Genomic DNA, 25,965 nt, shown 5'->3' with positions numbered 1-25,965 from the left:
ATCTGGGTTATAAAACGTTATTACTACTTATTTAGCTCACTTTGCATCCAAGGCTAGTCGTTCATTGGTGCAATTTCAATTTGATGCATTAATGCTTGCGGTAATAATGGCGTGTGCTTGCCTTTTACATATTCATCAAAACCAGCTCGGTAAAACTCAGAAAGTGGGTGCCCTGATTGCCCACCCGGAATCGTTAAAATAGCATTCTTTAAGTGCCCAGGCTGAACAATAAAACGCTGTGATGCGCCAAAACTACGTTTTTGCACCGCTGGCATATAACTGTCACCAAATCCGGGGGCTGTTGGCATGTTAAGTAACTTACTTAGTATGGGCATTTGTTTAGCAAACGGGTGCTCAATCGCTAATTCGTTTACTTTTCCCCACTGCCAGTTTTTTATTTTATTACCAAACCTTGATGTTAACTGCGTGAGTGTTTGCTCAAAGGCACCCTGTAATTGCTGCTCCCAATTAGTAAAGTGCGGATTAACCCAACTTGTTGGCTGAGCCTTTATTAACTGCCAAACAGCGGGCTCTAAATCACGTTTCACATATTTTAATGTGCCATCTTGCTGGTTAAGTGTTGTCTCAATACTGCTAAATAAAATATTAATCAGTACATCACGATACGTCTTTACTAAGGTATAGCCTATTGATTGCGGGCAAGCGCATTGCTGCCAGTTTTCGAGGGCATTTATATGATCTTTATAGCGCGCGGGCTGCTTTTTTAACTGCTCAAGTAATAAGGCATGCCAAGGCATTAAAAATCGTGCTTGGTTGTCTAACTGCAACTGATAAAAATCACTTTTATTAAAGCGTTGTTTTTCAAATAACCTATCGCGAATTTGCGTTGCACGTGCCCCAAGCGCATAGCCGCCATTACCAAAACGGACGTTATCATCAGCAGATACCACTCGAGAATTACCTGTCCATAATCGCCCGTTTTCAGGATTTTTAATAAAAGGTCGATCGATTTCGTTTTGCTGCCAAAGCGCGGAGTAATCTTCTTCTTTTACGGCTAATTCACTGGGTGTTGTTCGCGCAGGTATGCCGCCCATATTTTTCCATGCTGCATTTCCTTGGTCATCGACCACCAGCAGGTTTTGCACAGGAATGCCTACGTCACTTGCAATATCAAGCGCATCATCAACAGTCTGTGCTTGCTCAAGCTGTAATAGCTGCATATTAACGGCGTATGGTTGATGTGCAGCCCAGCTCAGTGCGTAAGGCTTTTCATTAATGTATTTTACCGGACCGTATTCACTGAGCGTAAGGGAGTAACTTTCTACTTTGCCACTGGATAATGCAATAGACTCATCTACTTGCCACATTTTGCTATCGCTATTAAGCGCAATCCAATCGGCGGTATCTAAATACCCGTTGGTAAACCCCCATGCAACGTTGTTATTTGTGCCTACTACAATCGCCGGCGCTCCCGGAAGCGAGACACCCGTTACCTGCATGGGTTTATTATTTAATGAATAGTTTAATTGGGCTCGATACCAAATAACCGGCACAGCCATTGATAAATGCATATCATCAGAGAGCATCGCAGCCTGAGTGTTGGTTAAATTTGAGGTGACCGCCCAATTATTACTACCCACTTCTAAGTTAGCGGTAATGGGTTTAATCGCGGTGATTGGTTGCGATAAAAGTTCGGGGATTGGGTTATTCAAAAGAGCGAGCTGACTGCCATCCAATGCGGCTTGATATTGGCTAGGCTGAGTTAAAAAACTTACCATTTCGGCACCGTATTGCTGCTCTATTTGAATTAAAGCTTGGTCGCGCTCAAATGTAGATGACTGTAAATCAAGGTACATGCTAAAAATAACTAATAAACTGTCTTCACTTTGCCAAGGCTTTTGCTCAGCCCCCGTGAGTAAATATTCAAAACTGGGGTACCCTACTTGTGCAAGGCCTTCATTTACACCTTGGGCATAACTGCGTAGCAGCTGTTTGTCGGCCTTCGGGAGGGTTTTTAAAATAGCTTGGCTGCGTTTACGTAATTGGTGAAAACGCATTTTTTTATCAAGCCCAAGCGCGGCTTCACCAAATAGTTCGCTTAGCTCACCGGCCGCATTACGACGTAATAAATCCATTTGAAAAAAGCGGTCTTGCCCATGAGCATACCCTAAGCCATAGGCAGCGTCATGACGAGTAGTTGCAGTAATAACGGCTTGACCAAGCGTATCACGAGCGACTTTAACGGGCTGTGTTAACGCATCACTTCGGCCTTTACCATCAAGGGCTGGCAAACTTAAGGTCAAAACGCCGTAAACAATTGCAGTACTGGCGAGCGCTAAAATCACAACAACCAATAGCAACCGTTTGATTACTTTAAACATAAACATACCCTCTAACTATTTCAATAAACTATTATTAGCATATATTCATATTCGTTCTATTAAAAACGCTACGAAAAGCGGGTAAAGGGTGAAATAAACATCAAAATCCACGATAATACACAGTTCATGTATTGTGCAGACCTAGTTGAGATAAAAATGACTGAAAAAACATTTATTAAAGGTAAAGACCGCGATTTAGAATCGTCTATCTCTACCATGCAAAACAAGCTAAAAGCGCTAAATATTAATATTGAAGAAGCGCTGTGGCTTAACCCTGTAGCAAACTGTTATTCAGTTCATATAAAAGATAGCGACTGCGGTGTGATGTTTACTAATGGTAAAGGTGCCACTGATAAAGCCTCTATTGCCTCTGCGCTAGGTGAATATTTTGAGCGTTTAAGCTGTAACTACTTTTTTGCTGATTTTTACTTAGGCGAAGAATTTGCCAATGATGACTTTACTCATTATCCAAACGAGAAATGGTTTAAAGTTGAAAACGATGAAATACCACAGGGTATTATGGATGAGAGCTTATGGGATTATTTTGACCCAGAGCGTGAATTAACCGCATCACACCTTTATGACTTTAACTCTGGCAATTTCGAACGTGGTATTTGTTCTGTACCGTACACTCGTCAGCGCGACAACCAAGACATTTACATTCCGGTGAATGTGATTGGTAATATTTTTGTTTCTAATGGTATGAGTGCCGGTAATACTAAATTTGAAGCCCGTGTTCAGGGATTATCTGAAGTATTTGAGCGCGCTATTAAAAACCGCATTATTGCCGAAGGTATCAGCTTGCCAATCGTGCCTGAAGAGGTGGTAAAACAATACCCTAAAATTCATGAAGCTTGTGAAGAGCTGCGTAGCCATGGCTTCCATTTACGCATTGCGGATGCATCACTAGGCGGTAAATACCCAGTAATGAGTGTCACGCTTATAAACCCTGTTGATGGGTCAGTATTTGCTTCTTTTGGTGCCCACCCTTCATTTGAAGTAGCGCTAGAGCGTACCGTTACTGAATTACTGCAAGGTCGTCGCCTAGATCAACTAGACGTATTCCAACCTGCTACATTTGATAACGACGAAGTCGCTACTCCTGAGAACATTGAACTGCACTTTATTGATTCAAGCGGTTTAATTTCACATGACTTTTTCCGCTCTGAAGCAGATTTTGAATTTGTACATTGGGACTTTAGTGGTTCAACTGAGCAAGAATACAACTTCTGTACTGATTTAATTCATAGCATGGGTCACGATATATATATTATGGATTACACCCACTTAAACGTGTATGCATGTCGTATTTTAGTTCCTGGTATGTCAGACATTTATCCTGTAGATGAGCTAATTTGGCGCAACAATAATGAAGGCGCTAAATTCCGCGAAGACTTCTTATCGCTTGATCAGTACGATAGCGAACAATGGATGGAGATTTACGACAACCTCGAAGAAGCAGGCCACAGCGATATTATTCGCGCAGCTGAATTCATTGGCTTAGCAACCGACGCCGATACACCTTGGCACACACTACGCATTGGTGAGCTTAAAGCACATTTATGCTTAGCGGCGGGTAATGAAGAAGCTATTGACTGGGTTGATTGGATTTTGCATACCGGCCAAGTAAACGACGAAGCGATGCGTCACTTTCGTTGCTTAAAAGCAATCCTTGAAATTAAATATGATGACGAGCGCGAATATGCAAGTTATCAAGATGCATTAGGTTTAATGTTTGGTAGCGACAATGTCACGCTTGCTATTGAAATTGCTGAAGGTCGTAAATTATTTAACGGCTTAACTTTCCCAGGCTTATCGCTTGAGGGCTTTAAAAAGCATGCAGCACTTCTTGATGGTTACCGCAAATTACACGTTGCAAAGCAACAGCATTGGGCGCGCGAAGTTAGCGACTCATAACCACACCTAAACTACTAATTATAAAAATAAAATGGCGCATTTTTAACTGCGCCATTTTTATTTCTTCGATAAATTGACTATAGTTAGCCTGTCTTGATTAACAACTTAATTACATTCTATGTCCCCGCAGCGCAAAAACAAACACACCCGAATTAATAACGCTAAGCTGACTTTTTTATTATCGCTGGTGTTGATAATCACTATCAGCTTGGTGCTTGATCACGTCAATTATCACCGTGAGAAAGATGCTTATCGATTACGCACTCTGTCGCAGGTAAGTACCTATAGAGCACAACTTGAAGCTGTATTAGTGTCTAATATTCAACTCATTCGTGGCTTAGCTATTGCTGTTGCCGCTGAGCCAAACTTAGATCAAACTCGCTTTGAACAAATTGCAGCCCCACTTTTTGAAACCTCAAATGAGCTACGTAACATTGGCGCGGCGCCAGACATGGTAATAAAAATGACCCATCCGCTTAAAGGTAACGAAAAAGCGATAGGTCTTAATTTTTTGGAAAATAAAGCACAGCGCGAAGATGCCATTAAAGCAAGAGACACGAATACGATCGTGATGGCAGGTCCACTTCAGCTTGTCCAAGGCAGCGAAGCCTTGATTGCGCGCGTACCAGTATACTTGCCAGAAAATAACGCCTTTTGGGGATTGCTCTCAGTGGTACTCGATATAGAAAAAGTTTATGAAAACTCGGGGATTATTGAACTACAGCAAAATTATAATATAGCAATACAAGGACGTAATGGATTAGGTAAGCAAGGTGAGTTTTTTTTCGGTGACCCCTCTATTACTGTTCAAGACCCTCTAGAATTTACTTTAAACTTTCAAGGAGGTGTTTGGCAGCTTTATGTTATACCCAAGCAAGGCTGGCAACCAGTGAGTTCTTCGATCTGGCCTTTACGGTTCATTATTTTAACCGTGTTAGGCTTGCTCATTTCTGCCTTTTTGTTTTATCTAAAAATACTCAACCGTGAACAAGAAAGCGAAAGAATGCTTGAGGTGATGAGTAATTTAGCACAAGTCGGTGCATGGTCGTTTAACTTAGAAAAAAAACACGTGTTTTGGTCAGATATGACTAAAAAAATATTTGAATACCCATTAGATGAGCAACCAAAATGGTCAGAAAATTTAAACTATTTTAAAGAAGGTGAAAGTAGAGAAAAAATCGCTAAACTGGTTGAAAGAGCAATTAAGCATGGTGAAAGCTACGAAACTGAGCTTGAAGTGATCAATGCAAATGGTCAGCCTGTATGGGCACTTGTTCACGGTGAAGCTGAACATAAAAATGGCCGTTGTGTAAGAATATTTGGTTCATTACAAAATATTGATGCCCGTAAAAAAGTAGAATTAGAAAATCGCAAAATTGCTCGTTTTAACGAAACCTTGGCCTCCTTAACGGTGAGTGATGAAATATTAAATGGCAAACTGAGCCAATCTAAAGAATTAATCACGCAGTCTATTTGCCAAGCCCTTGAGGTAAACAGCGCCAGTATAAAATTGTTTAACCAACAAAGAACCCAGCTAATTCAATTTGCGAGTTTTAATCGTTCAGGTAGCGAAAATAATATTCCGTGGCTGCAAGAAACTATTCCTGACTTTTTTACCGCAATAGAACGAAAAGCGATATTTTGTGTTGATGATGCTCAACAACATCCCTACTTAGCCCCTATCAAAGAAAGCTACCTTCAACCGTTTTCAGTCAAGGCGATGCTGTGTGTTCTTATTCCTGCAAGCAGTGGCTCTATTGGAATAGTTTGTGCTGAGCAAGATATAGTTAGAACATGGAGCCATAATGAAGAAAGCTTTTTAATTGCTGTAGGGGCTTTAATTGGCAGCCTTTACTCTAGCCAACAACGTATAGAAACAGAGGCACAACTAGTCAAGGCAAAAGAAGCCGCAGAACAAGCTGTGATTGCAAAAAGTGAGTTTTTAGCCAGTATGAGCCATGAAATTCGCACACCCATGAATGGGGTGTTGGGAATGCTTAATATTGTTAAAGCAACCCAATTAGATCAACAACAAAAGCATCATATTAAACTTGCGCAATCATCTGCAGAGTCATTATTAGGAATTATTAATGATATTTTAGACTTTTCTAAAATAGAGGCTGGCAAGTTAGACATTGAAAATATTCAATTTAATTTACCTCGCTTACTGGGTGAAGTGGTTGAGTCATTTGCATTAAAAGCAGAACAAAATAACACCACGTTAATTTTGGATGCAACACATATCACTAGCAGCGAATTTATTAGCGATCCGAATAGATTACGTCAAATTTTAAGTAACTTAATTGGTAATGCCGTTAAATTCACCCAAAACGGTGAAATATTGGTAACCGCTAAAATAGCCCACACACTTGACGCCACAGTTTTAGAATGTGCAATCGCTGACTCAGGTATAGGAATCAGCGCAGAGAAACAGCCCCATTTATTTGACTCATTTACTCAAGCAGACACATCAACCACACGCCAATATGGTGGCACAGGCCTGGGTCTTGCTATTGTAAAGCAGCTTTGTGAGCTCATGGGTGGCGAAGTGAATGTGAGCAGTACACCAAATAAAGGCAGTACATTTTCCTTTTTTATAAAGATAATCCCTCAATTAGTTCAACAGCACGAAGCATATCAAGCAATTAAAAATAAGCGTATTTGGGTTATTGATGATTGCTTACTCAATACCACTATTGCCAAAAAACAATTAACTCGCTGGGGGGGCAAGGTCAGCACGATTTGCGATTACCTGTCTATAAGTGACTACATTAATAGCCATGAAGATACCCCACCAAACATTGTGCTCGTTGACAGTGCTTTATTTGAACCATTATACGAAGCTCAAGCACTCGCACTTAAGCAGTTTTTAATAAAAAGTAACAGCCATTTAATTATTATGGCTCCCATGAGTTATACAAATAAAAACGCGACCTTACCATTAACCGAAGAAACCCTCGTATTTAAACCACTCACCCCTTTTGATTTACAAAATGCGCTGACTGCAAAAAGCACTATCGAGCAAACACACGTTGATACACAACTAAAGTCGCTTGCTGCCACTGAGGTTATGACAGATACACTGGCGGCGCATGTTTTATTAGTAGAAGATAATAAAATTAACCAAGTTGTTACCGCTGCTTTTTTAAAACAGTTGAACGTGACATTTGAGATTGCTGAAAATGGTGCTGAGGCAGTTGAAAAGTTGAATCAAAACCCAGCTAACACTTATCAATTAATATTAATGGATTGCCAAATGCCTACGATGGATGGCTATCAAGCAACTATTGCCATCAGAGAAGGCAAAGCAGGCGAGGTAAATAAAAACATAACAATAATAGCGCTTACCGCAAACGCAATGCAGGGTGATAAAGACAAATGTTTGGCCACTGGTATGGATGACTATTTAACTAAACCCCTCAATGCCACAACTCTTCACTCTAAGCTCCAGCAATGGCTTACAAGCAAATAACAGTGTAAGCTAAAAATAGAATTTATTAGGTGAGATAAGGTATGCAATTGCAATTATCAATGGAGCAACAACGCGTTATTGGTTGTTTATTAGAAAAACAAAGCACAACACCTGAGCACTACCCTTTATCGTTAAATGCATTAACAAATGCCTGTAATCAAAAATCGAATCGCGCGCCAGTTGTTAATTATACAGAAGAGCAAGTTCAAACAACCGTTGATGAATTAATCAGTCTGCGATTAGTCACTGTAAATGAAGGGCTGTCTGGGCGAGTTAATAAATACGATCATCGTTTTTGTAATACTGAGTTTAGTCACCTGCAATTTGATCAACAGCAAAGGGCGATTATTTGTTTATTATTATTGCGAGGCGCACAAACACCTGGCGAATTAAAAACACGCAGTAGCCGCCTTGCCGACTTTGCTCGTATTGATGATGTTGAAAAGTCACTTGAACAACTAATTCAAAGCAATCATGTTAAAAAGATGCCGCGCGAATCAGGTAAACGGGATTGTCGATATATTCATTTATTTGCAGATCAATCATCTGTGAACGAGGCTTCACTTGAGGCACAAACACACACTGATGATATAAAAAACACTGAGCTAAATGACTTACTTGCAGAAATTGATGAGCTAAAAGTCCAGCTTAAACAAATAAAAGCTCACTTAGGGCTTTAATTCATAAATATGAAATCACATAATAGTTGCTCTATGTAGAGCGTAAAAATTATTTAACTAAAGGAGCGGGCCATGCGCGCCGAGATTATGGCTGAAATGAAAGTTCAGCCTTCGATTGATGTAAACGCTGAAATTAAACGCCGAGTGGATTTTATTAAAGCACGTTTAAAAGCGGCATATTCAACCTCACTTGTACTAGGGATCAGTGGTGGTGTAGATTCATCGACCTGTGGCCGTTTGTGTCAACTTGCTATTGATGAGCTAAACCAAGAACACCCTGACACTCATTATCAATTTATTGCTGTACGCCTACCTTATGGCGTTCAAGCTGATGAAAGTGAAGCGCAAATGGCGGTTGATTTCATTAAGCCGAGCACCCGCATGACGGTAAACATTAAACCCGCAACCGATGCACTGCATGAGCAGACAATGGCAACTCTCGCGGGTACCGAACAAACACTCCCTTCGCAAGATAAAATCGATTTTATTAAAGGTAATGTCAAAGCTCGCCAACGCATGATCGCGCAATATGAAATAGCCGGCTTTTGCCAAGGCTTAGTGGTCGGTACCGATCATAGTGCTGAAAATATTACTGGTTTTTACACTAAATTTGGTGATGGTGCATGCGATTTGGCTCCTTTATTTGGCCTATCAAAACGCCAAGTTCGTGCATTAGCAACCACATTGGGTGCGCCTGCGCTTTTAGTTGAGAAAGCACCAACAGCGGATTTAGAAAGTGATAGACCAGGACTAACAGACGAAGAAGCACTTGGCTTAAGTTATGAAGAAATTGATGACTTTTTAGAAGGTAAAGCAGTTTCAAGTCATGTAGAAGAAACGCTAATTGCAATTTACCAGCGCACGCAACATAAGCGCCAGCCTATTCCAACAATATACGATGCTTTTTAAATCAATATTATAAGCGTGATTTAACTGATCGAGCCGCTTGTATTTTACGTAAACATGACGTGAAAATAAGTGGCTTAAATTTTTAAAAGTTAACCTTAACGCTTGCCAACAGAGAGTTTTATATTTTATGACACCCCCTATTTTGATTACTGGTGCAGCACAACGTATAGGGCTTGCGCTGGCAAAGCACTTTATAGCCCAAGGGCAAGCGGTCATTATTACTTATCGGACCCGTCATGAGGCTGTTGATTCGTTGGAACAACAAGGGGTTACCTGTCTTTATGCTGACTTTAGTACTGATGAGGGCATTAATACTTTTATTACGTTGCTTAAATCACACACTGACTCACTCAGGGCGGTTATTCATAATGCATCAAGCTGGGACTGTGAAGCTAACAACCCCCACTTTGAGCAGCTGTTTGACAATATGATGCGCATTCATGCAAAAACACCGTACTTGGTAAACTTACATTGCGCAGATTTACTATTAAATTATCAGGCGTCGCATGCTAAACCCGCTGACATTATTCATTTGACTGATTATGTAGTGGAAACAGGCAGCCCAAAACATCTTGCTTATGCGGCCAGTAAAGCCGCACTGGATAACTTAACTAAATCATTTAGTGCTAAATATGCACCTAACATAAAAGTAAATTCAGTCGCACCATCATTAATTATTTTTAACCAACATGATGATGAGCAGTATCGCGCTAAAACTTTAAAAAAATCATTAATGGGTATCGAACCTGGATGCCAAGAAATTATCAATAGTATAGACCTACTACTGAACAGCCATTACATCACAGGGCGTGCTTTACCTGTTGATGGTGGTCGCCATCTTAAGTAAGTCCTAATAAAACTGAGAAACTTATGCATAACGAATTAAAAGAAAGCTATCAAAAAATTATAACTGCTGTAGGTGAAGACGCTGAGCGTGAAGGGTTACTTGATACCCCAAAACGCGCTGCAAAAGCGATGGAGTACCTTACTCAAGGATATCGTCAAACGCTTAACGAAATCACTAACAATGCGGTATTCACCTCTGACGCTGACGACATGGTATTGATACAAGACATCGAGCTTTACTCTATGTGTGAACATCATTTACTCCCTTTTATTGGCCGCTGTCATATTGCTTATATTCCTGATGGTAAAGTATTAGGCTTATCTAAGTTTGCGCGTATTGTTGATATGTTTTCGCGTCGTTTTCAAATTCAAGAACAGCTTACCCATCAAATTGCAAAAGCGGTTGAGGAAGTAACCGGTGCAAAAGGTGTGGGTGTAATTGTTGAAGCAAAACACATGTGTATGATGATGCGTGGTGTAGAAAAGCAGAACTCAAGCATGCGTACCTCGGTAATGCTAGGAAACTTTAGAGCCGATCCGAAAACACGTAATGAGTTTTTACAGCTGATCAAAGGATAATGTATGGCAAACGCAATTATTAATGTAACTAACTTACGACTACGCACATTTATTGGTTTTAATCCTGATGAGCGTGAAAAAAAACAAGATGTGGTCATTAACCTTGAAATTCACTACCCTGCTGATCAAGCTTGTGAAACAGATGAAGTAGACCAAGCACTTAACTACAAAGTGATTACTAAAGAGGTAATTAGCTTAGTGGAGCAAGGACACTTTTTATTGTTAGAAAAACTAGTTGCTGAAATCCTTGCTGTTTGCCACTCACACCCAAGCGTTAATTATGCTAAGGCTCGAGTAGATAAACCTCATGCGTTGCGCTTTGCCGATTCGGTTTCTTTAACCCTCGACTGGCACAAATAATCCAACGGCAAGGGCTATTACCGCTAAATAACGCAACCCCTTGCCGAGCGTTACCAGCACTAAAAACGTAGTAAAGCGAACTTTAAACACGCCGCCAATAACGGTTAGTGGGTCGCCAACGATGGGCAGCCAGGCAAACAACAAGCTATAAACACCATATTTATTAAACTGCTTTTGTGCTTTTTTAAGCCCTTTTTCAGATACTGGAAACCATTTTTTATCTTTAAAACGCAATGCCTGCGTCCCTAACCAATAGTTAACACAACTGCCCAGTACATTACCCAAGGTTGCTGCAAACCAAATCAGCCATAAGTTAGTATTGCCTTGCATGATCATGCCACCCATCAATACTTCAGACGAGCTAGGTAATAACGTGGCAGATATAAATGCTGTAAAAAATAATGTTATATAGAGCATTTTTCCCTTATGGCTAAAAACTAAACCCAGCAATTAAGCTGGGTTTGAACGACTTTTTAACTTAAAACCAATTCACCGAATAATAAAAACAGTTATTTTATCAAATTTAAGCTAAGGGGATAATTAAACTCTTTGCCATCGTTGGCTTTCACGCTTGCGATAACCACCATCACAAATGAAAAAATAGCCACCATAGGTAACAGTAGTAAACCAACCGCTGCAAAAATTAGTAAAAAACAAACAAAATAAGCTATAGCCATAGTAATTTGAAAATTAAGGGCTTTTTTGCCATGTATATCAACAATTGGCATTTCATCTTTTTTAATTAACCAGATAATAAGAGGGCCGAGTACCGACCCAAATGGCACAATAAACCCCGCTAATGCACTTAAATGACATAGCATTGCCCATGTGCGGTCATCTTTATTGACGACTTTAATCTCTTGATTTTGTTCCATTACACTCTCCCTTCTCGTTTTTATTTTACGCTAAAATAATATTCACACTCATTAGCCACCTTAATGTAAATGCTTATTTATCCAATGCAAAGCATTTGTGTATATTTAAAAATAAAAAAGCGCAGCAAATAGCTGCGCTTATTGATATTGCCAGACCAGTTACTTATTCACACCCGCTAAATCAAGCATAAAAGCATAATTTAATGCAGTATCTTCTAAGCGTTTGAAGCGACCTGATGCACCTCCGTGCCCTGCTTCCATATCGATTTTAAACAGTAGCTTGTTATCATCTGTTTTGTAATCTCGCAGCTTAGCCACCCACTTTGCAGGCTCAAAATATTGTACCTGTGAATCATGTAAGCCAGTAGTAACTAACATATTTGGGTAATCTTGCTTACTGACCTGATCATAAGGTGAATACGATAACATATACTCATAGTATTCTTTCTCGTTAGGGTTACCCCACTCACCGTATTCGTTGGTTGTAAGTGGAATACTTGCATCAAGCATCGTAGTCACTACATCAACAAATGGAACCGCAGCCACCATACCTTTATACAACTCAGGAGCTTGGTTTGCCACTGCCCCCATTAACAAGCCACCCGCACTGCCACCTTGAGCAAATATTTTATCTTTTGCACCATACTTTTGCTCAACCAATGCCTTGGTAACATCTACAAAGTCGTTAAAGGTGTTCTTTTTAGTCAGTAGTTTACCGTCCTCATACCAAGGGCGACCTAGCATTTGTGAACCGCGAATATGCGCAATGGCAAATACAAACCCCCGATCGAGCAAACTTAAGCGAGCGCTAGAAAAGGTAGGGTCCATGGTCGCGCCATACGAGCCATAACCATATTGTAGCAGCGGATTAGTCCCCTCTTTTTTAAACATGTCTTTGCGATAGACTAGGCTTACCGGTACTTTAATACCATCTCGTGCAGTGACAAAAATTCGCTCTGATGCGTAATTATCTGCACTAAAATCACCGAGTACTTTTTGTTGTTTAAGTAATGTTTTATTGCCAGTAGCTAAATTAACATCATACGATGAAGCGGGTGTTGTCATACTGGTATAATACACACGTAATGTATCGCTATTTAAATCATTGTTACCGTAGGTGCTAATTGTATAAGCACTGTCGTTAAAGCTAAGCGGTATCTCTTTACCCGTGGTTAAGTTACGAGCAATAATAGTCGACTGACCCATTTCACGCTGCTGATACACTAAGTAATCGTTAAATAAGTCGATGCCTTCTAATTTTATATTATCGCGAGCGGGGATCACCGTTTGCCAATTAGCTTTATCGCCAGCTTTATCAATATCTACTTTCATTAACTGAAAGTTGACTGCGTTTAAATTAGTGACAATATAGTAAGTATTACCCAGCTTAGAAATTCCATACTCCAGATCCGCTTCACGTTCAATCAAGCGTTTTGGCATAGCCTTATCATCATCAGCACTTAAAACCGATACACCTGACGCAGTTGTACTGCTGTGCCAGATATAAATTTCTGAATCGTCTTTGCTTTTGCTAATACCCATGTAATAACTGGTATCTGTTTCTTCATAAACGAGTTCATCTTCAGCCTGTGGGGTACCGAGCGTATGACGATAAACTTGGTAACCTAGTAAAGTTTGTAAATCTTTTTTTATGTAATAAAGCGTTTTGTTGTCGTTTGCCCAAACAACACTGCCATTCGTACCTTTAAGCGTATCTTCGAGTAATTTACCAGTGCTTAAGTCTTTTATTTTTATATTATAAATACGACGACTTACGGTATCTTCACCATATGCCATTAAATTGCCGTTTGGACTTACATCTAAACCACTTACGGCATAATAATCATGTTCCTTAGCTAGCTCGTTTACATCTAAAATAACCTGCTGGTCAGTGCCTGCAAAATCACTACTACGTACATAAGTTGCGTATTCGTTATCACCGCGAGTTTGTGATGAATAATAATAGTCACCGTTTTTAACTGGCACTGAATCATCGTCTTTTTGAATTCGCCCTTTTAGCTCTTCAAATAACCTAGTTTGTAACGTTTTTGTATGCGCAAGCATTGCATCTGTATAAGCATTTTCAGCCTCAAGGTAACTAAGTACCTCAGGATCTTTTCGCTCATCATCACGCATCCAGTAATAATCATCGATACGAGTGTCGCCATGAATAGACATTTCATATGGTACTTTTTTAGCAACCGGCGGCATTACTGCGATTTGAGATACAGACTGTTCAGTAGGCGTGTTTTGTTTAACTTCAGGTGCTTTATTACAACCACCTAAAATAGCTAACGATATTACGGCAAGCGTAAACGAAGTGTGCTTCATTAATTTAAATCCCTGTTGTTTTTATTATATTAAATATACCTAATATTAAACACGACAGAAATTTAGTTTGTGAAGCTATGTAAAAAGGGAGCCGAGAAATTCTTTTTATATAGTTAAGACTTCAGTTATCCTAACAGTAACGAAGTAGCATTAAATAGTCTCTTCCTGCTGCTAATCAATAAGGACAATAATGAATAACGATGTAATTAACATTTTAACAATGGCTAAGGTCATTCAAACAGCGGTTGCACCCGTTTTTTTAATTACTGGTATTGCAGCAACGCTCGGGGTTTTATCTAATCGCTTGGCGCGAATTACAGACAGAGCCAGACAGTTAGAGCGAAAATTAAAAGTTAGCACCGATGAAGAATTTAACTTGTCTCTGACTACAGAGCTTAGAGCACTCCTTAAGCGCTCTCGCTGCATACACATTGCATTTAGTTTAAGTGTATTAAGTGCACTATTAGTTTGCGCCGTGGTTATGCTGTTATTTTTATCTCACATACAGTCGATTAATTTAGGTGTCACTATTGGCAGCTGTTTTGTTGGTGCAATGGCATTACTGATATGTGCATTTATGTCATTACTCGGTGAGGTGTTCTTGGCAACGCGCAGTATGCGTCGAGGGATGATTTTCGCAGATATAGATATAAACGAATAATAAAAAACCCCGAGTCAATCGTGCTACTCGGGGTTTTACTTATTTAAAACAGATTACTGTGCAGTGTAAATAGTTTCTAACACTTCTATTTTAGCTTCTTTAATCAAACCAGATTCTTTTAGCTGCTTTGATGCAACTAAAATATCTTGACCATCATTTACAGCTAAAACAGCAATTTTAGTGCCTGGGAATAAAGATACGACCTTCAAACCTGCAGCCGAAGCAACATCGCTTGCACTCATACCATCTTTTAAAAGAATAGTAATATTACCTGATAGTGACGTTAGGTTATTAGTAAAAATATTACGAACTAATGTTCCTTTTGTGACCACATCAGACGATTTATCTACGCTTACTACTGTCATCTCACCTTTTTGCATAACGACATGCTCTTCTGAAGCAACACTCGAAGGCACTAAACGTAAGTTCTTTTCAATTTTGTAAGAACCAAAATCCGCTTTATCAAACTTTAATTTAGCTACTTGTTTCTTAGGAAGCTGAAGCTCTTTATCTGAGCTAGTGTTTGCTGTTGCCCCAAACGAAATACACGCAGCAGCACCCAATACGATTAATTGTTTAATTTTCATCTTTATAATCCTTACTCTTGACCTGCGTGACCAAATGCACGAAGAGATACACCTTCAAGTACACTTGCTGAGTTATTATTACTAATACCAGTAACACCTAGAGAATTATTTGAGCCTCGACTAAATGCAAAGCTGTCTGCGCTTGTATCTAACAAACGAACAGTCCAAGTACCTTTCGTAGACTCTCCGTAGAAAGCATTTGAAAGCATCACAGCGTCTTTAAGTACATAACCTACACTCCAGCTATTCGTGAAGCTATATGCAGGGTAAAACAAAGCTTGTTTAGATGAAAGTAATACACTTCGAGTACCCGCTGGCGAAGTAACCTCAATAGCTAAATCATTACCAGCAGATGTTTGAGTACCATCAGCTAGGCCGAAGCCCATTTCAGGGTTGCTTACATCAAATTTAAATTGCATTGCCTCAATGTTTAATTCTTCTGTAACTACAATTTCTTGCGTTAAACCTGTAGCACTGTTATCAGGAATTTCTAATGCTAGTGCACTCTCAGAAACGGCTGAACCAACACCATTCCAATCCGTGATTACTTGCTCACCTAATGAAGCGTCATAAGACTTAGCCATTGCAACCGCTGCACCTGCATCTACACGCCCAAAGCCATATAAGTTATTAAAGCTATAACCAGCGGCATTTTCAACCCAACCATCATGTGCAACAAACTCACCATCTGCGGTAGTTAATTTTACAGGGGCATTTTCAGCGTCAATTAATGTACTTGTTGACGCTAATATATGACGCACATCACGCCAAGTTAGTTCAGGATTAGCCGAAAGAATAAGTGATACTACACCTGATGCATTTGGCGCAGCAGACGATGTACCGTTAAATGTAGATGTATAGTTACAACTTGCGTTATCTTCATTACCAGGATAGTTAAATGGGAACTGGCTTATGGCAAACTCTTCTCCATATCTCTGAGTAAAGCTTGCAACAGCACCACTATTAAAGCCTGAGTAACCGTTGATACATGTCATCTGATCCGTTGTTACCATTGCAGGTGCCCAACGACCATATTCACCAGCTGGCGCTGAAACCATTAAGTTAGCACCTGCTGTTGAGTAGCTAGTGTGCTTACCATTTGCATTTACAGCAGCAACACTTAGATAGTAAGGATGGCCTTGGCTTGGCTCAAACGCACCGTTATAACACGTTAAACCTAAGTCATTAGCTCCATTATCTTCACATAGTGAGCCTTCATCACCGCCATCAACAAAAGAGTTACCACTCGATTTCATATTAAGTGCACCCTTACCATCTCGCAGGTTTAGGTTTGGGTATGACTCAATAGCTTCATCTAATTCTGAATATGCAATAAATGTTGGGAAAGTTATGCCATAACTACGGTTAAACGCAGAAATATTTTCTGTTGTGCTAATGCCGCTTCCAGGGAAACCATGCACCATTAACTCAGTTTGTGGGATTTTAGCACCACCAAGATAATTCATACCAATTAAACCAGCATCAGGAGCAACGCCACGGCCACCTTTACCATTCCAACCTTTTGCAGCAATCAAACCAGCAACACTTGTACCATGATCACCACTGTTTGACATACTAGTAGGATCTGTACGGTCAGTCGCATCAGCATTTAGGTTTAAAGAGCGGTTTGGTAATACATTATCGATTAAATCTTCATGGCGGATTTCCATACCCGAATCGATCACAACTGCCGTTGCACCTGCCCCAGTAACACCTTGAGCATAAGCATCAACAACATTCATATCTTCACCAGCTACAAGCTCTGTCGCTTCTGATTGAGCAAAGCTAGCGTTGACATCGGCTTGTGCTTCTTCTTCTGTATCGCCAAATAAACTAACGTACAAATCAATTAAGCCTTGTTTCATCTCATCACTAAGCGAGTAAGCTTTCTGACCTGTATTGTTTAGGTGCCACTGCTGATTTGCAAGAGGATCTCCAATAATTCCTGAGATATTAATTTTCGCAGAGGCCGTTTTACCGTTTGCAGTTACTGTGTAATCAATAACCGCATCTTCACCAGAAACAGGCACATATGTAAACGAAGTACCCTCTACTGTTAACATACCATGGCTAAACTTAAAGACACCATCTTGCGCGGTAATTGCCTCGCCATTTTCAGTAAAACTAAAAGTAAGTGCGTCACCATCATTATCACTTGCTTTAAAGTCTGCAGTAACTGGAACCCATTGTTTTAAATCAGTAACGACAACATCACTCGCTTTTGGTGCTACATCAGTAACAACTGGAACTGTATTGTTATTATCATTATCGCTTCCACCACACCCTGATAGCGAAATTACTATCGCTGCAGACAACGCTGACAGCTTAAAAATATTATTTTTCATAAATGCTCTTCATTGGTTATTTTTATGACATCTGAATGTACACAATCAAACAACAAGCAGCAACACTGCATTTACAAACATTCACAATAAACCGTAAAATAATATCAGCCCGATTAAAATCCCGTTAATAATATCAAAGTAATAATCTATGCTTTCCCTTGAACTAAAGCCTAAGCTAATATACAAAGATAATTAAAGAACCCTCAAAGGAGTAGAGTAAAGTGAAATTGAAGCAAGTATTTATCGGGGCATTACTATCTACATGCGCACTTAGTGTATCTGCAAATTCTGCATTTAAAGAGCCGAGTGATGCCATTGAGTATCGCCAAGCTGCATTTTCTATGATTTCAGTTCAAATAGGCGATATGGGTGCCATGCTGAAGGGTAAAATTCCTTTTGATGCAGAGCAATTTAAGCAGCGTGCAAATAACGCAGCGGCATTATCTAAAATGCCTTGGGAGGCCTTTTACGCAGGCACTGAAAAAGGCGATACATCAGCACTTCCTGCGGTATGGTCTGAAAACGATACTTTTATGAAAAAAGCGACAGCGTTTCAGCAATATGCTGATGAACTTGCTGTAGCAGCTCAAACAGGTGACAAAGCGGTCATTGGTAAAGCATTTGGTGCATGGGCTAAAGGCTGTAAAGATTGCCATAAGCAATTCAAAGACTAATAAATTCTGTGTATTAAACAATAAAAATGGCGCTGTATTAGCGCCATTTTTTTAACTAAGCAGATAACTTAAAGGCTCACTTCCCCAAGTACTCATTAATAAAATCAGTAATAGTAACAATAAAAACCATGCAATCCATGGTGACTTTGTCTCAGGCTCTGAGCTTTGTGTTGGCAGTGCTTTATTGCCGGTGATCATTGCTTTTACTAAAGGCTTGCCTTTAATTTTGTAAGCAATAATAGCCACAACATGCAAAATAATCGCATAAAATAAAATATCAAAATTGATATGATGCAGCCAGTTGGCAAAATCAATCGTATCACTCGATACATACTGCGCTAACGGACCATCAGTTAAAATACCATCACTGCTCATTAAACCACTAACCAGCTGCGTAATAATCAGGATAAAAAATAATAACACCATATAACTGCCTGGTGCAGAATGGCCCACATCATTTATTTTTTTGCCTCTAAAAGAAGCAAGCACCGACTTAGGAGAATGCAGTAATGCCGATATTCTTGCCGTTTTACTGCCTATAAGACCCCATATAATCCGCGTTGAGATAAGCGCTAAAGTAAAAAAGCCAATCACAAAATGTAGCTCTATCATGCCCTCTTCAGCACTAAAATAAAGCGCAGCAATACTCAATACTAATAACCAATGAAAGCTTCTTAAAAAGCCATCCCACACTTTTACCTTGAACATTGCACCTTCCCTAAAAAACAGTATCATCTAAAACGCTAACTATTTTAGCATCTTAATATTAAGGTATCCTAATGAGTCTTTCTACCAGTGCGCAGAGTAAAACACATGAAGTCCATTAAAAAACCGATACTAAAAGGCTTTTTAGATATGCTGCCATTATGTTTAGCCGTTATTCCTTGGGGGATTTTATGTGGCTCGTTGGCAATACAAAATGGCTTTACCCCTTTTGAAACTCAAGCCATGTCGCTACTGGTATTTGCAGGCTCGGCGCAGCTGGTTGCAATTGAGCTCATTGCTGGTAATACCCCTCTATTAACCATTTTATTTACCACGTTTATTATTAGCTCTCGCCATTTTTTATATGGCTTGGCGGTTCGTCACAAAGTGATTGAGCAACCCATGCGTTGGCGCCTTCCAGTCAGCTTTGTCTTAACTGATGAACTATTTGCTTTTTCGCATCACCCTCGCGCCTACCAGACTCAAACGCGCCTAATTTACGCGCTCAGCGCAGGCTTTAGCTTTTACATTGCTTGGAATATTTGGACACTTATCGGTATTGTAGCCGGCACTATGCTCCCTGATCTCACCAACTTAGGACTCGACTTTGCGATTGCTGCAACCTTTATTGCTTTGGTTATCCCAGGAGTTAAAAATTTAGCTACTCTTGTCACGGTCATTGTTGCAGGGATCTGTGCCACTTTATTAAAAAGCACAGGCTTTGAGCTGTGGTTGGTATGCTCAGCACTATTAGCAATGAGTGCAGGTTACGCTGTAACTAGAATAGTAAAAAATAAGGACGCTAAATCATGATGACGACTATTTTACTTATGGCATGTATTACCTTTTTTACCCGTTATTTATTCTTACACCGCGCGCTACCATTTAAAGTAGGGCCTAAAATGCAGCAGTTTTTGAGCTTCAGTGCACCCGCTGTACTCACCGCTATTTGGGTGCCGATTGTATTTATAAATGATGGTGGCATTAATCTAAATTGGCAAAATCCTTATTTAAGCGCAGCGATTGTAGCCATTATAGTTGCTTACAAAACACATAATATTTACCTAACCACACTTGCTAGTATGGGGTTATTTTTGATTTTAAATTAACAGTAACGCCATAGCAGTGTTCACTATTTCGACTTTGTTAATCACCAAGCAAAGGTTAGACTATGCCAAATAAACAAATAATAGCTTAATAATATGCACCCATTTCATCAACTAAGTGCTACTAGCCTGCAAGGCCAACCTATCGATTTTAAAGAGTTTGTAGGTAAAGTTGTGTTAATAGTAAATACCGCAAGTGAGTGTGGATTCACCTATCAATATGAGTCATTGCAAGCATTACACGAAAAGTATGCCTGCCAAGGTTTAGTCATTATAGGTTTCCCGTGTAACCAATTTGGCCAGCAAGAACCCGGAGACGCGAATCAAATAGCGCAAGGTTGTTTAATCAATTACGGAGTTAGTTTTTTAATCGCAGAAAAAGTGAACGTTAATGGTCAGCATACACATCCGGTTTTTCGCTATTTAAAATCTGTATTACCGGGGTTGTTAACACGAAAAATTAAGTGGAACTTCACAAAATTTTTGATTAATGCAGATGGCTCACCGATTAAGCGCTATGCGCCCTTTACTAAACCTGAAAAACTAGAAAAAGTAATTGAAAAAGCATTGCTCGCAGCTAAAGTTTGAGGCTTAAAAATTATAAAGAGGCATAAAGCCTCTTTATTACCAACACACAGTGCTTTAAATACTACCTAAGTAGCAGTTAAAAGCTAATATGTCGGCACTGATTTGTACTAGCGACAACCTAATCAATATAATCGTTTAAGTCATCTTCACCTAGGTTTTTACGCAAGCGTTTTTGCTCAAGGTAATCCTCTAACTTTCTTTTCACCTTTTGCTTTTTCTTGTCGTGTTGATTACGCCCGACCATTTCGTATTCGTCTTCAACAAAATCATCATCTAGCGCATCGTAACTAAATGTCTTACCCACAACCCACTCCATAAAGTGTTTGAGACCAATTACGGATTCTTGTATCGCGATAATTGGTGAAATTAAAATGTTCAACGCAAATTCATTGTACAAATTTACGTCAAAATAAAGCCACATCGCTATCCTAAATAGTCTCTGTGTCAGTATTGTGAATAAATAGCGCTAAATTTGAATTGTGGAAAGTGAGAGTTTTTTATCGTATCGATAAATTTTATTTATTAGCATTTGATTATTGGTTATTTTGACCAAATTTTAGCTTTTTCAATGACTTTACTTTCAACTTCAAAGCACCTTAAAAATCACAAACCACTGTTTTTAAACACTAAAAACTATTGGCACCAAACTTGTTATAAGTTAATTATCATCAGCAAAAAACAGAGAATAAACATGAAAGAATTATTATTAGTTAGCGCAATTATGTGCGCCCCCGTCGCCATGGCTCATAACGATAACAGCTCTTCAATTTCATTTAGTAACGACGAATGTAAAGTTGAGTTTAAAAACGATGTACGTATAAAGCCAAGTGAATTAGAAATTTTTAAAGCCAACAATCAACGTATGACTTTTACCACTCAAGGTGAGTTGTCGATCAATGGCGAGCAAGTAGCATTAAATAGCGCTCAGCGCCAAGCACTGACCAACTACACAGATAATTTACGTGCGCAATTACCTGAAGTAGCCAACATTGCACTTGATGGCGTTAAAATTGCGGGCGTTGCATTAGAAGAAGTCGCCAATGCATTTAATATTGATGGCCTCGATAACATTGCTACCTTAATGGACGATATTCAACAAGAAGTAGAGGGTACCTTTTACCAACAAGGTACATTTGTCATGGGCCAGCAAAGCTTCACTCAGTTTGGTGAAAACTTTGAACAGCAGTTTGAACAACAAATAGAAACTGCCGTTGAGTCGGCCGTAATGCAATCAATGGGCAGTATTTTAGTAGCATTAGGCTCTGAGCTAATGGGTTCAGGTGGCGACATGCAAGCCTTTGAAGAGCGCATGGAAAATATGGGCGCACAAATAGAAGAAAAAGTAGAGCTCCATGCAAAAAAACTTGAACAGCGTGCAAATACACTGTGTGGTGACTTTGTTGAAATCGCACAACAAGAAACTCAACTTGCTGCGCAAGTGCCTGCATTAAAAGGCTATGAGTTATTTACTATAAAACAGCACTAACTACTCAGCATTTTAATTAATCTCCCTTTGCGGCATTTGCTTTTAAGCTATGCCGCATTTTGCGTTTTTACCCCCACCAGTCCCATTTAACTCAAATAATAGACTGTTGAGCGGATCTGCTCTTGCCGTGCAGAGGCATTTTGTGGCTTCATAGTAAAATACAAACCAAAGTATAATCTTCACTTCGCTCTAGATCACTTAGAATGCCGTCCGAGCTGATGATTGTAAGCCCAAATTGCAACATATTAAAACCACCTCTTTTTAAGTTTTAAATTCTTGAGGCGGTGCGATCCCCAGTTAGACGCGTTTTAAAACGCAACTAACTCCAAAGTGCCTAGTAACCTAGGCACTTTTTTTATAATTTAAAAGCCTAGCAACACTCTTTTTTATCGTTTCTTTAATGCTCTTCTCTGATAAATAATTAACCACCTATAAATAGCATGTTAAATCTTTTAACGAAGTAAAACCCACCCCATTAATACAAAATAATTTAATCTGAATAAGTATTCAAAACAATCTATTTATAAACATATTAAAATTAAAAAAACTGAAAAAACCCCGTATAAAAGTGATATAGCACACGACTATAATGAATAAATATACAAAATCAAAAAAAATGCCATTAAATAGCAAATCAAAAAAACACTTTCAGATTAAAAAAACTAATACTTCACCAGCAATTTTTATCGCTTTATTTTTAACCAACCTACGGGCAAAATGCACACGTTTTCAACAGACACAACCTTGGAGCGAATACAATGAACCCAATTAATACATTAAACCAAACAGCCACAACTCACGTTGCAGTTAAACCAACTAATCGCAAAGCGAGAATGTTAGCTAAACTTAACCGTTACGGAAAAAAATTAGCACTTGGCGGTGCAATTCAATACAAATAATCACCCAACCATGATTTTTGTATTGTTGCAGCAAACACCCAACCACTAAATGAAGTTTCTTCTTTAGCTCCATCTGTTTGCTGCCAGCTCCCTCCTCATAGCTAAAAATCATCTTTAATTTTCATAATTTACAAAAAAAACCGCATTTACGCTCACTTTTTAAGCAAACGATCTTTTTGCTATTTACACAGGCAACTCACCTAAGTATTATCCTGCATCACGACGTGGAGAGATGGCAGAGTGGTCGAATGCACCGGTCTTGAAAACCGGCAGGGGTTTATAGCCCCTCTAGGGTTCAAATCCCTATCTCTCCACCACTTATTTGTATTAATTGGTTTTTTCCGATTGATAACACGCTGAATAATGCGTCGGAGAGGTGTCCGAGTGGCCGAAGGAGCTCCCCTGCTAAGGGAGTATAGAGTTTGTAGCTCTATCGAGGGTTCGAATCCCTCCCTCTCCACCATTACTGAATATAAGCCACTTAATTGTGGTTTTTTTGTGCCCAAAAATAAGCTTTGCTGCTAATTGGGAGGGTGAGAACCCTCGACAGGGTTCGATAAAGTGTCGGGAACAGTTTAGGCCGCTGCAAGCGTCGCGCAGCGATTAATTACAGGGATGTAAGTAAGTCTATCCCTCCCTCTCCACCATTACTGATTACAAGCCACTTAATTGTGGTTTTTTTATGCCTAAATTTTAACTCCGTTAAGAAATAGGGAGGGTGAGCACTCTCGACAGGGTTCGATAAAATGTCTGGAACATTTTAGGCCGCTGCAAGCGTCGCGCAGCGATTAATTACAGGGATGTAAGTAAGTCTATCCCTCCCTCTCCACCATTACTGATTACAAGCCACTTAATTGTAGTTTTTTGTGCCTAAATTTTAATAGCCTCTATTAATTTGCACTTTGTATTACGCAGTCGCGAGCGTATGCTAATAAATTAAACAAATTGTATGGTGTCACAACTTAGTGCATTATAAATGGTACTTTAAACCAGCTTAGGTTTAACCATGGCAAAGCTAATATTACTACTGTGTTGTTTGGGTGCCTGTGCTGCTAGCATGGCAAATGAAGTGACGGTTTATAAATGTACCATTAAAGGAGTGCCTACTTTTAGTCAAACTCCTTGCGCTGAAGACGCTCAAGTGATCACGCTTAGAAACGTCAACATCATGCAAACAAATACGCCACAATCTGAAAACACGCCTGTTGCCGATACTTCTGTTGACGATTATCTAGCGGTGCAACAAATAGAGCGTGATATTGTGCAGCTTGAGCTTAAGATTAAACAATACCAACAAGAATACGCACAAAAAAAACAGCAAATCGATTACATGACCCAAGATAAAGCAAATCGCTTAGGGGCCAGCTCAATTGCGAATGCCATTACCACTGAAACGGCGGCACTTAAGCAGCGATTTGACCCACAAATCAAGCAAGCACAACAACAAATAGAAGCACTCACTCAAAAAAAACAGCAGCTTAGTCAGCAACCTTAAGTATGTGCTTCACAACATCAATAAATGTTTGTATCTCTGACTTTGTATTATATATGTGAGGTGAAACACGGATGCCGAGTTTACGCACATCAACACTTATTTTTGCAGTCTCTAATGCTGTTAATACACTTTGCTGATGCTCAGAAAACTGCAAAATAGCGGTGCCACTACATTGCTCTTTAGCGCTAGGTGACATTAAAAAAGCGCCCAATTGCTGCTGAATTAACTCAAGTAACATCAAGTTGTGCGATCTCACTTGTTCAACGCCAAATTCAACAATATATTCAATACTATGAGCGGCAATGATAAAAGGAAGTACCGAGGGCGTACCGCCCCAAAATCTAAGTGTTTTAGCGTTATATTGAAAATGCGAAATATCAAACTCGAATGGGTTTTGATGTGAAAACCAGCCAACATCTTTTGGCTCACATTGTGTTATTTGCTTTGGATTTACCCATAAATAGGCCGCACCAGGCCCTCCGCATAGCCACTTCACACTTGAACCAATCATAAAGTCAGCATTTAACGCCGTTAGATCGACAGGGATAACCCCTGCCGATTGCGCCACATCAATTATTGAGAGTGTATTCGTGACTTTACTCAGCGCCACAATATCGTTTATGGGAGCTTGCACACCCGTATTAGAATAAACATGGCTAACAAAGACCCCATCAATCTCTGAAGTTAAATATCGCTGCCATACCTGTCTATCACTCAAGTCTTCATGCTCAGGGATGTAGCGTATTTTTGCACATTCAGGCAGTGCTTTTTGCATTACAAACCCCATACTGGGAAAGTCAGCCTGCGCCATTAATACCGTACACTGTGGTTTATTAAATACGGGGTGTGACATAACCAATTTAGTTAAACCACTGGATAAATTAACCTGAGGACAAAATTGCTCACAAGGCGCATTAAACAGCTGCCCTAATACCTCAGTAAATCTTTCAATAGCGGGTAACCACTGTTGCCATGGCTCTTTTACACTTTCATGCCAAGGAGTAAAAAAATGTTCAGTGGCATTTTCTAAGCTCGTTTTTAATGGGCGGCCAACAGAGTGGCTTAATAAATAACAACCCTGTGGCATACAAAAATCATTTTTAGCCAT

At 39.6% G+C, this 25,965-nt stretch carries 24 protein-coding genes and 2 tRNA genes; 17 read left to right on the top strand and 9 right to left on the bottom strand.

Going from position 1 to position 25,965, the window contains the following annotated elements; translation table 11 throughout:
* Positions 1-53: 53 nt before the first annotated feature.
* Positions 54-2,342 (bottom strand): penicillin acylase family protein, encoded by a 2,289-nt coding sequence (locus PTET_RS00405; protein ID WP_096038064.1) that lies wholly within the window; start codon positions 2,340-2,342, stop codon positions 54-56.
* Positions 2,343-2,498: 156 nt separating this feature from the next.
* Between PTET_RS00405 and ycaO the strand changes: the two genes are divergently transcribed.
* From ycaO to folX, 7 genes are all read left to right on the top strand, one after another.
* Positions 2,499-4,259, top strand: a complete 1,761-nt coding sequence (gene ycaO / locus PTET_RS00400; protein WP_013463710.1) for a 30S ribosomal protein S12 methylthiotransferase accessory factor YcaO — start codon at positions 2,499-2,501, stop codon at positions 4,257-4,259.
* Between the two features lie 118 nt (positions 4,260-4,377).
* The gene (locus PTET_RS00395) at positions 4,378-7,731 is read left to right on the top strand and encodes an ATP-binding protein (RefSeq protein WP_096038063.1); all 3,354 of its coding nucleotides are present in this window, start codon (positions 4,378-4,380) and stop codon (positions 7,729-7,731) included.
* A gap of 47 nt (positions 7,732-7,778) precedes the next feature.
* The gene (locus PTET_RS00390) at positions 7,779-8,411 is read left to right on the top strand and encodes a YceH family protein (protein WP_174818649.1); all 633 of its coding nucleotides are present in this window, start codon (positions 7,779-7,781) and stop codon (positions 8,409-8,411) included.
* 72 nt (positions 8,412-8,483) lie between these two features.
* A complete protein-coding gene (nadE, locus tag PTET_RS00385) occupies positions 8,484-9,320 on the top strand; it encodes an ammonia-dependent NAD(+) synthetase (RefSeq protein WP_013463707.1) in 837 nt (278 codons plus the stop codon).
* 127 nt (positions 9,321-9,447) lie between these two features.
* Positions 9,448-10,167, top strand: a complete 720-nt coding sequence (gene folM / locus PTET_RS00380) for a dihydromonapterin reductase (protein ID WP_013463706.1) — start codon at positions 9,448-9,450, stop codon at positions 10,165-10,167.
* Between the two features lie 23 nt (positions 10,168-10,190).
* Positions 10,191-10,745: a GTP cyclohydrolase I FolE gene (gene folE, locus PTET_RS00375; protein WP_008108996.1), complete on the top strand. Its 555-nt coding sequence runs from the start codon at positions 10,191-10,193 to the stop codon at positions 10,743-10,745.
* A 3-nt stretch (positions 10,746-10,748) separates the two neighbouring features.
* On the top strand, positions 10,749-11,105 hold the full coding sequence (folX, locus tag PTET_RS00370; RefSeq protein WP_013463705.1) for a dihydroneopterin triphosphate 2'-epimerase: 357 nt from the start codon (positions 10,749-10,751) through the stop codon (positions 11,103-11,105).
* On the opposite strand, the gene PTET_RS00365 is transcribed toward folX, so the two are convergent.
* The 3 genes from PTET_RS00365 to PTET_RS00355 form a co-directional block, all read right to left on the bottom strand.
* Positions 11,082-11,522 carry a YqaA family protein gene (locus tag PTET_RS00365; protein WP_028834877.1) on the bottom strand — a complete coding sequence of 147 codons (441 nt, stop codon included), beginning with the start codon at positions 11,520-11,522 and terminating at the stop codon, positions 11,082-11,084. The two genes, folX and PTET_RS00365, sit on opposite strands and share 24 nt — an antisense overlap.
* Before the next feature lie 92 nt (positions 11,523-11,614).
* Positions 11,615-11,980: a DUF4870 domain-containing protein gene (locus tag PTET_RS00360; protein WP_010392586.1), complete on the bottom strand. Its 366-nt coding sequence runs from the start codon at positions 11,978-11,980 to the stop codon at positions 11,615-11,617.
* Positions 11,981-12,139: 159 nt separating this feature from the next.
* Positions 12,140-14,311, bottom strand: coding sequence for a S9 family peptidase (locus PTET_RS00355; protein WP_096038061.1), 2,172 nt, complete (start codon positions 14,309-14,311; stop codon positions 12,140-12,142).
* 190 nt (positions 14,312-14,501) lie between these two features.
* On the opposite strand from PTET_RS00355, the gene PTET_RS00350 reads away from it, so the two are divergent.
* Entirely contained in the window at positions 14,502-14,972 is a 471-nt protein-coding gene (locus PTET_RS00350) for a DUF2721 domain-containing protein (RefSeq protein WP_013463702.1), read from the top strand.
* Positions 14,973-15,025: 53 nt separating this feature from the next.
* On the opposite strand, the gene PTET_RS00345 is transcribed toward PTET_RS00350, so the two are convergent.
* Entirely contained in the window at positions 15,026-15,559 is a 534-nt protein-coding gene (locus tag PTET_RS00345; RefSeq protein ID WP_013463701.1) for a hypothetical protein, read from the bottom strand.
* Positions 15,560-15,570: 11 nt separating this feature from the next.
* On the bottom strand, positions 15,571-17,904 hold the full coding sequence (locus PTET_RS00340; protein ID WP_013463700.1) for a S8 family serine peptidase: 2,334 nt from the start codon (positions 17,902-17,904) through the stop codon (positions 15,571-15,573).
* 221 nt (positions 17,905-18,125) lie between these two features.
* Between PTET_RS00340 and PTET_RS00335 the strand changes: the two genes are divergently transcribed.
* Complete coding sequence (locus PTET_RS00335; RefSeq protein ID WP_013463699.1) at positions 18,126-18,578, top strand: c-type cytochrome; 453 nt, start codon at positions 18,126-18,128, stop codon at positions 18,576-18,578.
* Positions 18,579-18,629: 51 nt separating this feature from the next.
* On the opposite strand, the gene PTET_RS00330 is transcribed toward PTET_RS00335, so the two are convergent.
* Positions 18,630-19,286 (bottom strand): cytochrome b/b6 domain-containing protein, encoded by a 657-nt coding sequence (locus PTET_RS00330; protein WP_016900232.1) that lies wholly within the window; start codon positions 19,284-19,286, stop codon positions 18,630-18,632.
* Between the two features lie 105 nt (positions 19,287-19,391).
* Here PTET_RS00330 and PTET_RS00325 point away from each other — a divergent pair, with 105 nt between their 5' ends.
* The 3 genes from PTET_RS00325 (at position 19,392) to PTET_RS00315 (ending at position 20,977) form a co-directional block, all read left to right on the top strand.
* The gene (locus PTET_RS00325) at positions 19,392-20,096 is read left to right on the top strand and encodes an AzlC family ABC transporter permease (RefSeq protein ID WP_058153970.1); all 705 of its coding nucleotides are present in this window, start codon (positions 19,392-19,394) and stop codon (positions 20,094-20,096) included.
* The gene (locus tag PTET_RS00320) at positions 20,093-20,392 is read left to right on the top strand and encodes an AzlD domain-containing protein (protein WP_058153969.1); all 300 of its coding nucleotides are present in this window, start codon (positions 20,093-20,095) and stop codon (positions 20,390-20,392) included. The genes PTET_RS00325 and PTET_RS00320 overlap by 4 nt, the downstream gene beginning before the upstream one ends.
* A gap of 93 nt (positions 20,393-20,485) precedes the next feature.
* Positions 20,486-20,977 carry a glutathione peroxidase gene (locus PTET_RS00315; protein WP_096038060.1) on the top strand — a complete coding sequence of 164 codons (492 nt, stop codon included), beginning with the start codon at positions 20,486-20,488 and terminating at the stop codon, positions 20,975-20,977.
* 118 nt (positions 20,978-21,095) lie between these two features.
* On the opposite strand, the gene PTET_RS00310 is transcribed toward PTET_RS00315, so the two are convergent.
* The gene (locus tag PTET_RS00310) at positions 21,096-21,281 is read right to left on the bottom strand and encodes a PA3496 family putative envelope integrity protein (protein WP_008108975.1); all 186 of its coding nucleotides are present in this window, start codon (positions 21,279-21,281) and stop codon (positions 21,096-21,098) included.
* A gap of 387 nt (positions 21,282-21,668) precedes the next feature.
* Here PTET_RS00310 and PTET_RS00305 point away from each other — a divergent pair, with 387 nt between their 5' ends.
* The 5 genes from PTET_RS00305 (at position 21,669) to PTET_RS00290 (ending at position 24,857) form a co-directional block, all read left to right on the top strand.
* The gene (locus tag PTET_RS00305) at positions 21,669-22,463 is read left to right on the top strand and encodes a YggN family protein (protein ID WP_029609995.1); all 795 of its coding nucleotides are present in this window, start codon (positions 21,669-21,671) and stop codon (positions 22,461-22,463) included.
* 758 nt (positions 22,464-23,221) lie between these two features.
* Positions 23,222-23,362: a hypothetical protein gene (locus tag PTET_RS19000; RefSeq protein WP_008113257.1), complete on the top strand. Its 141-nt coding sequence runs from the start codon at positions 23,222-23,224 to the stop codon at positions 23,360-23,362.
* A 226-nt stretch (positions 23,363-23,588) separates the two neighbouring features.
* Positions 23,589-23,679: transfer RNA gene (locus PTET_RS00300), tRNA-Ser, on the top strand.
* Positions 23,680-23,732: 53 nt separating this feature from the next.
* Positions 23,733-23,825: transfer RNA gene (locus PTET_RS00295), tRNA-Ser, on the top strand.
* Positions 23,826-24,368: 543 nt separating this feature from the next.
* Positions 24,369-24,857: a DUF4124 domain-containing protein gene (locus PTET_RS00290; RefSeq protein WP_013463692.1), complete on the top strand. Its 489-nt coding sequence runs from the start codon at positions 24,369-24,371 to the stop codon at positions 24,855-24,857.
* On the opposite strand, the gene PTET_RS00285 is transcribed toward PTET_RS00290, so the two are convergent.
* Positions 24,841-25,965 carry an aminotransferase class V-fold PLP-dependent enzyme gene (locus PTET_RS00285; RefSeq protein WP_058153966.1) on the bottom strand — a complete coding sequence of 375 codons (1,125 nt, stop codon included), beginning with the start codon at positions 25,963-25,965 and terminating at the stop codon, positions 24,841-24,843. The genes PTET_RS00290 and PTET_RS00285 overlap by 17 nt on opposite strands.

The organism is Pseudoalteromonas tetraodonis, assembly GCF_002310835.1.
Taxonomy (GTDB): Bacteria; Pseudomonadota; Gammaproteobacteria; order Enterobacterales; family Alteromonadaceae; genus Pseudoalteromonas; species Pseudoalteromonas tetraodonis.
Note: the sequence above shows the minus strand (reverse complement) of the source record. Positions and strands in the feature narration are given on the sequence as shown.

Bases quoted from the DNA above. Each gene is read 5' to 3' on its own strand.
- PTET_RS00405 (WP_096038064.1), bottom strand. From the start codon at position 2,342: ATGTTTAAAGTAATCAAACGGTTGCTATTGGTTGTTGTGATTTTAGCG.
- ycaO (WP_013463710.1), top strand. From the start codon at position 2,499: ATGACTGAAAAAACATTTATTAAAGGTAAAGACCGCGATTTAGAATCG.
- PTET_RS00395 (WP_096038063.1), top strand. From the start codon at position 4,378: ATGTCCCCGCAGCGCAAAAACAAACACACCCGAATTAATAACGCTAAG.
- nadE (WP_013463707.1), top strand. From the start codon at position 8,484: ATGCGCGCCGAGATTATGGCTGAAATGAAAGTTCAGCCTTCGATTGAT.
- folM (WP_013463706.1), top strand. From the start codon at position 9,448: ATGACACCCCCTATTTTGATTACTGGTGCAGCACAACGTATAGGGCTT.
- folE (WP_008108996.1), top strand. From the start codon at position 10,191: ATGCATAACGAATTAAAAGAAAGCTATCAAAAAATTATAACTGCTGTA.
- folX (WP_013463705.1), top strand. From the start codon at position 10,749: ATGGCAAACGCAATTATTAATGTAACTAACTTACGACTACGCACATTT.
- PTET_RS00365 (WP_028834877.1), bottom strand. From the start codon at position 11,522: ATGCTCTATATAACATTATTTTTTACAGCATTTATATCTGCCACGTTA.
- PTET_RS00360 (WP_010392586.1), bottom strand. From the start codon at position 11,980: ATGGAACAAAATCAAGAGATTAAAGTCGTCAATAAAGATGACCGCACA.
- PTET_RS00355 (WP_096038061.1), bottom strand. From the start codon at position 14,311: ATGAAGCACACTTCGTTTACGCTTGCCGTAATATCGTTAGCTATTTTA.
- PTET_RS00350 (WP_013463702.1), top strand. From the start codon at position 14,502: ATGAATAACGATGTAATTAACATTTTAACAATGGCTAAGGTCATTCAA.
- PTET_RS00345 (WP_013463701.1), bottom strand. From the start codon at position 15,559: ATGAAAATTAAACAATTAATCGTATTGGGTGCTGCTGCGTGTATTTCG.
- PTET_RS00340 (WP_013463700.1), bottom strand. From the start codon at position 17,904: ATGAAAAATAATATTTTTAAGCTGTCAGCGTTGTCTGCAGCGATAGTA.
- PTET_RS00330 (WP_016900232.1), bottom strand. From the start codon at position 19,286: ATGTTCAAGGTAAAAGTGTGGGATGGCTTTTTAAGAAGCTTTCATTGG.
- PTET_RS00325 (WP_058153970.1), top strand. From the start codon at position 19,392: ATGAAGTCCATTAAAAAACCGATACTAAAAGGCTTTTTAGATATGCTG.
- PTET_RS00320 (WP_058153969.1), top strand. From the start codon at position 20,093: ATGATGACGACTATTTTACTTATGGCATGTATTACCTTTTTTACCCGT.
- PTET_RS00315 (WP_096038060.1), top strand. From the start codon at position 20,486: ATGCACCCATTTCATCAACTAAGTGCTACTAGCCTGCAAGGCCAACCT.
- PTET_RS00305 (WP_029609995.1), top strand. From the start codon at position 21,669: ATGAAAGAATTATTATTAGTTAGCGCAATTATGTGCGCCCCCGTCGCC.
- PTET_RS19000 (WP_008113257.1), top strand. From the start codon at position 23,222: ATGAACCCAATTAATACATTAAACCAAACAGCCACAACTCACGTTGCA.
- PTET_RS00290 (WP_013463692.1), top strand. From the start codon at position 24,369: ATGGCAAAGCTAATATTACTACTGTGTTGTTTGGGTGCCTGTGCTGCT.
- PTET_RS00285 (WP_058153966.1), bottom strand. From the start codon at position 25,965: ATGGCTAAAAATGATTTTTGTATGCCACAGGGTTGTTATTTATTAAGC.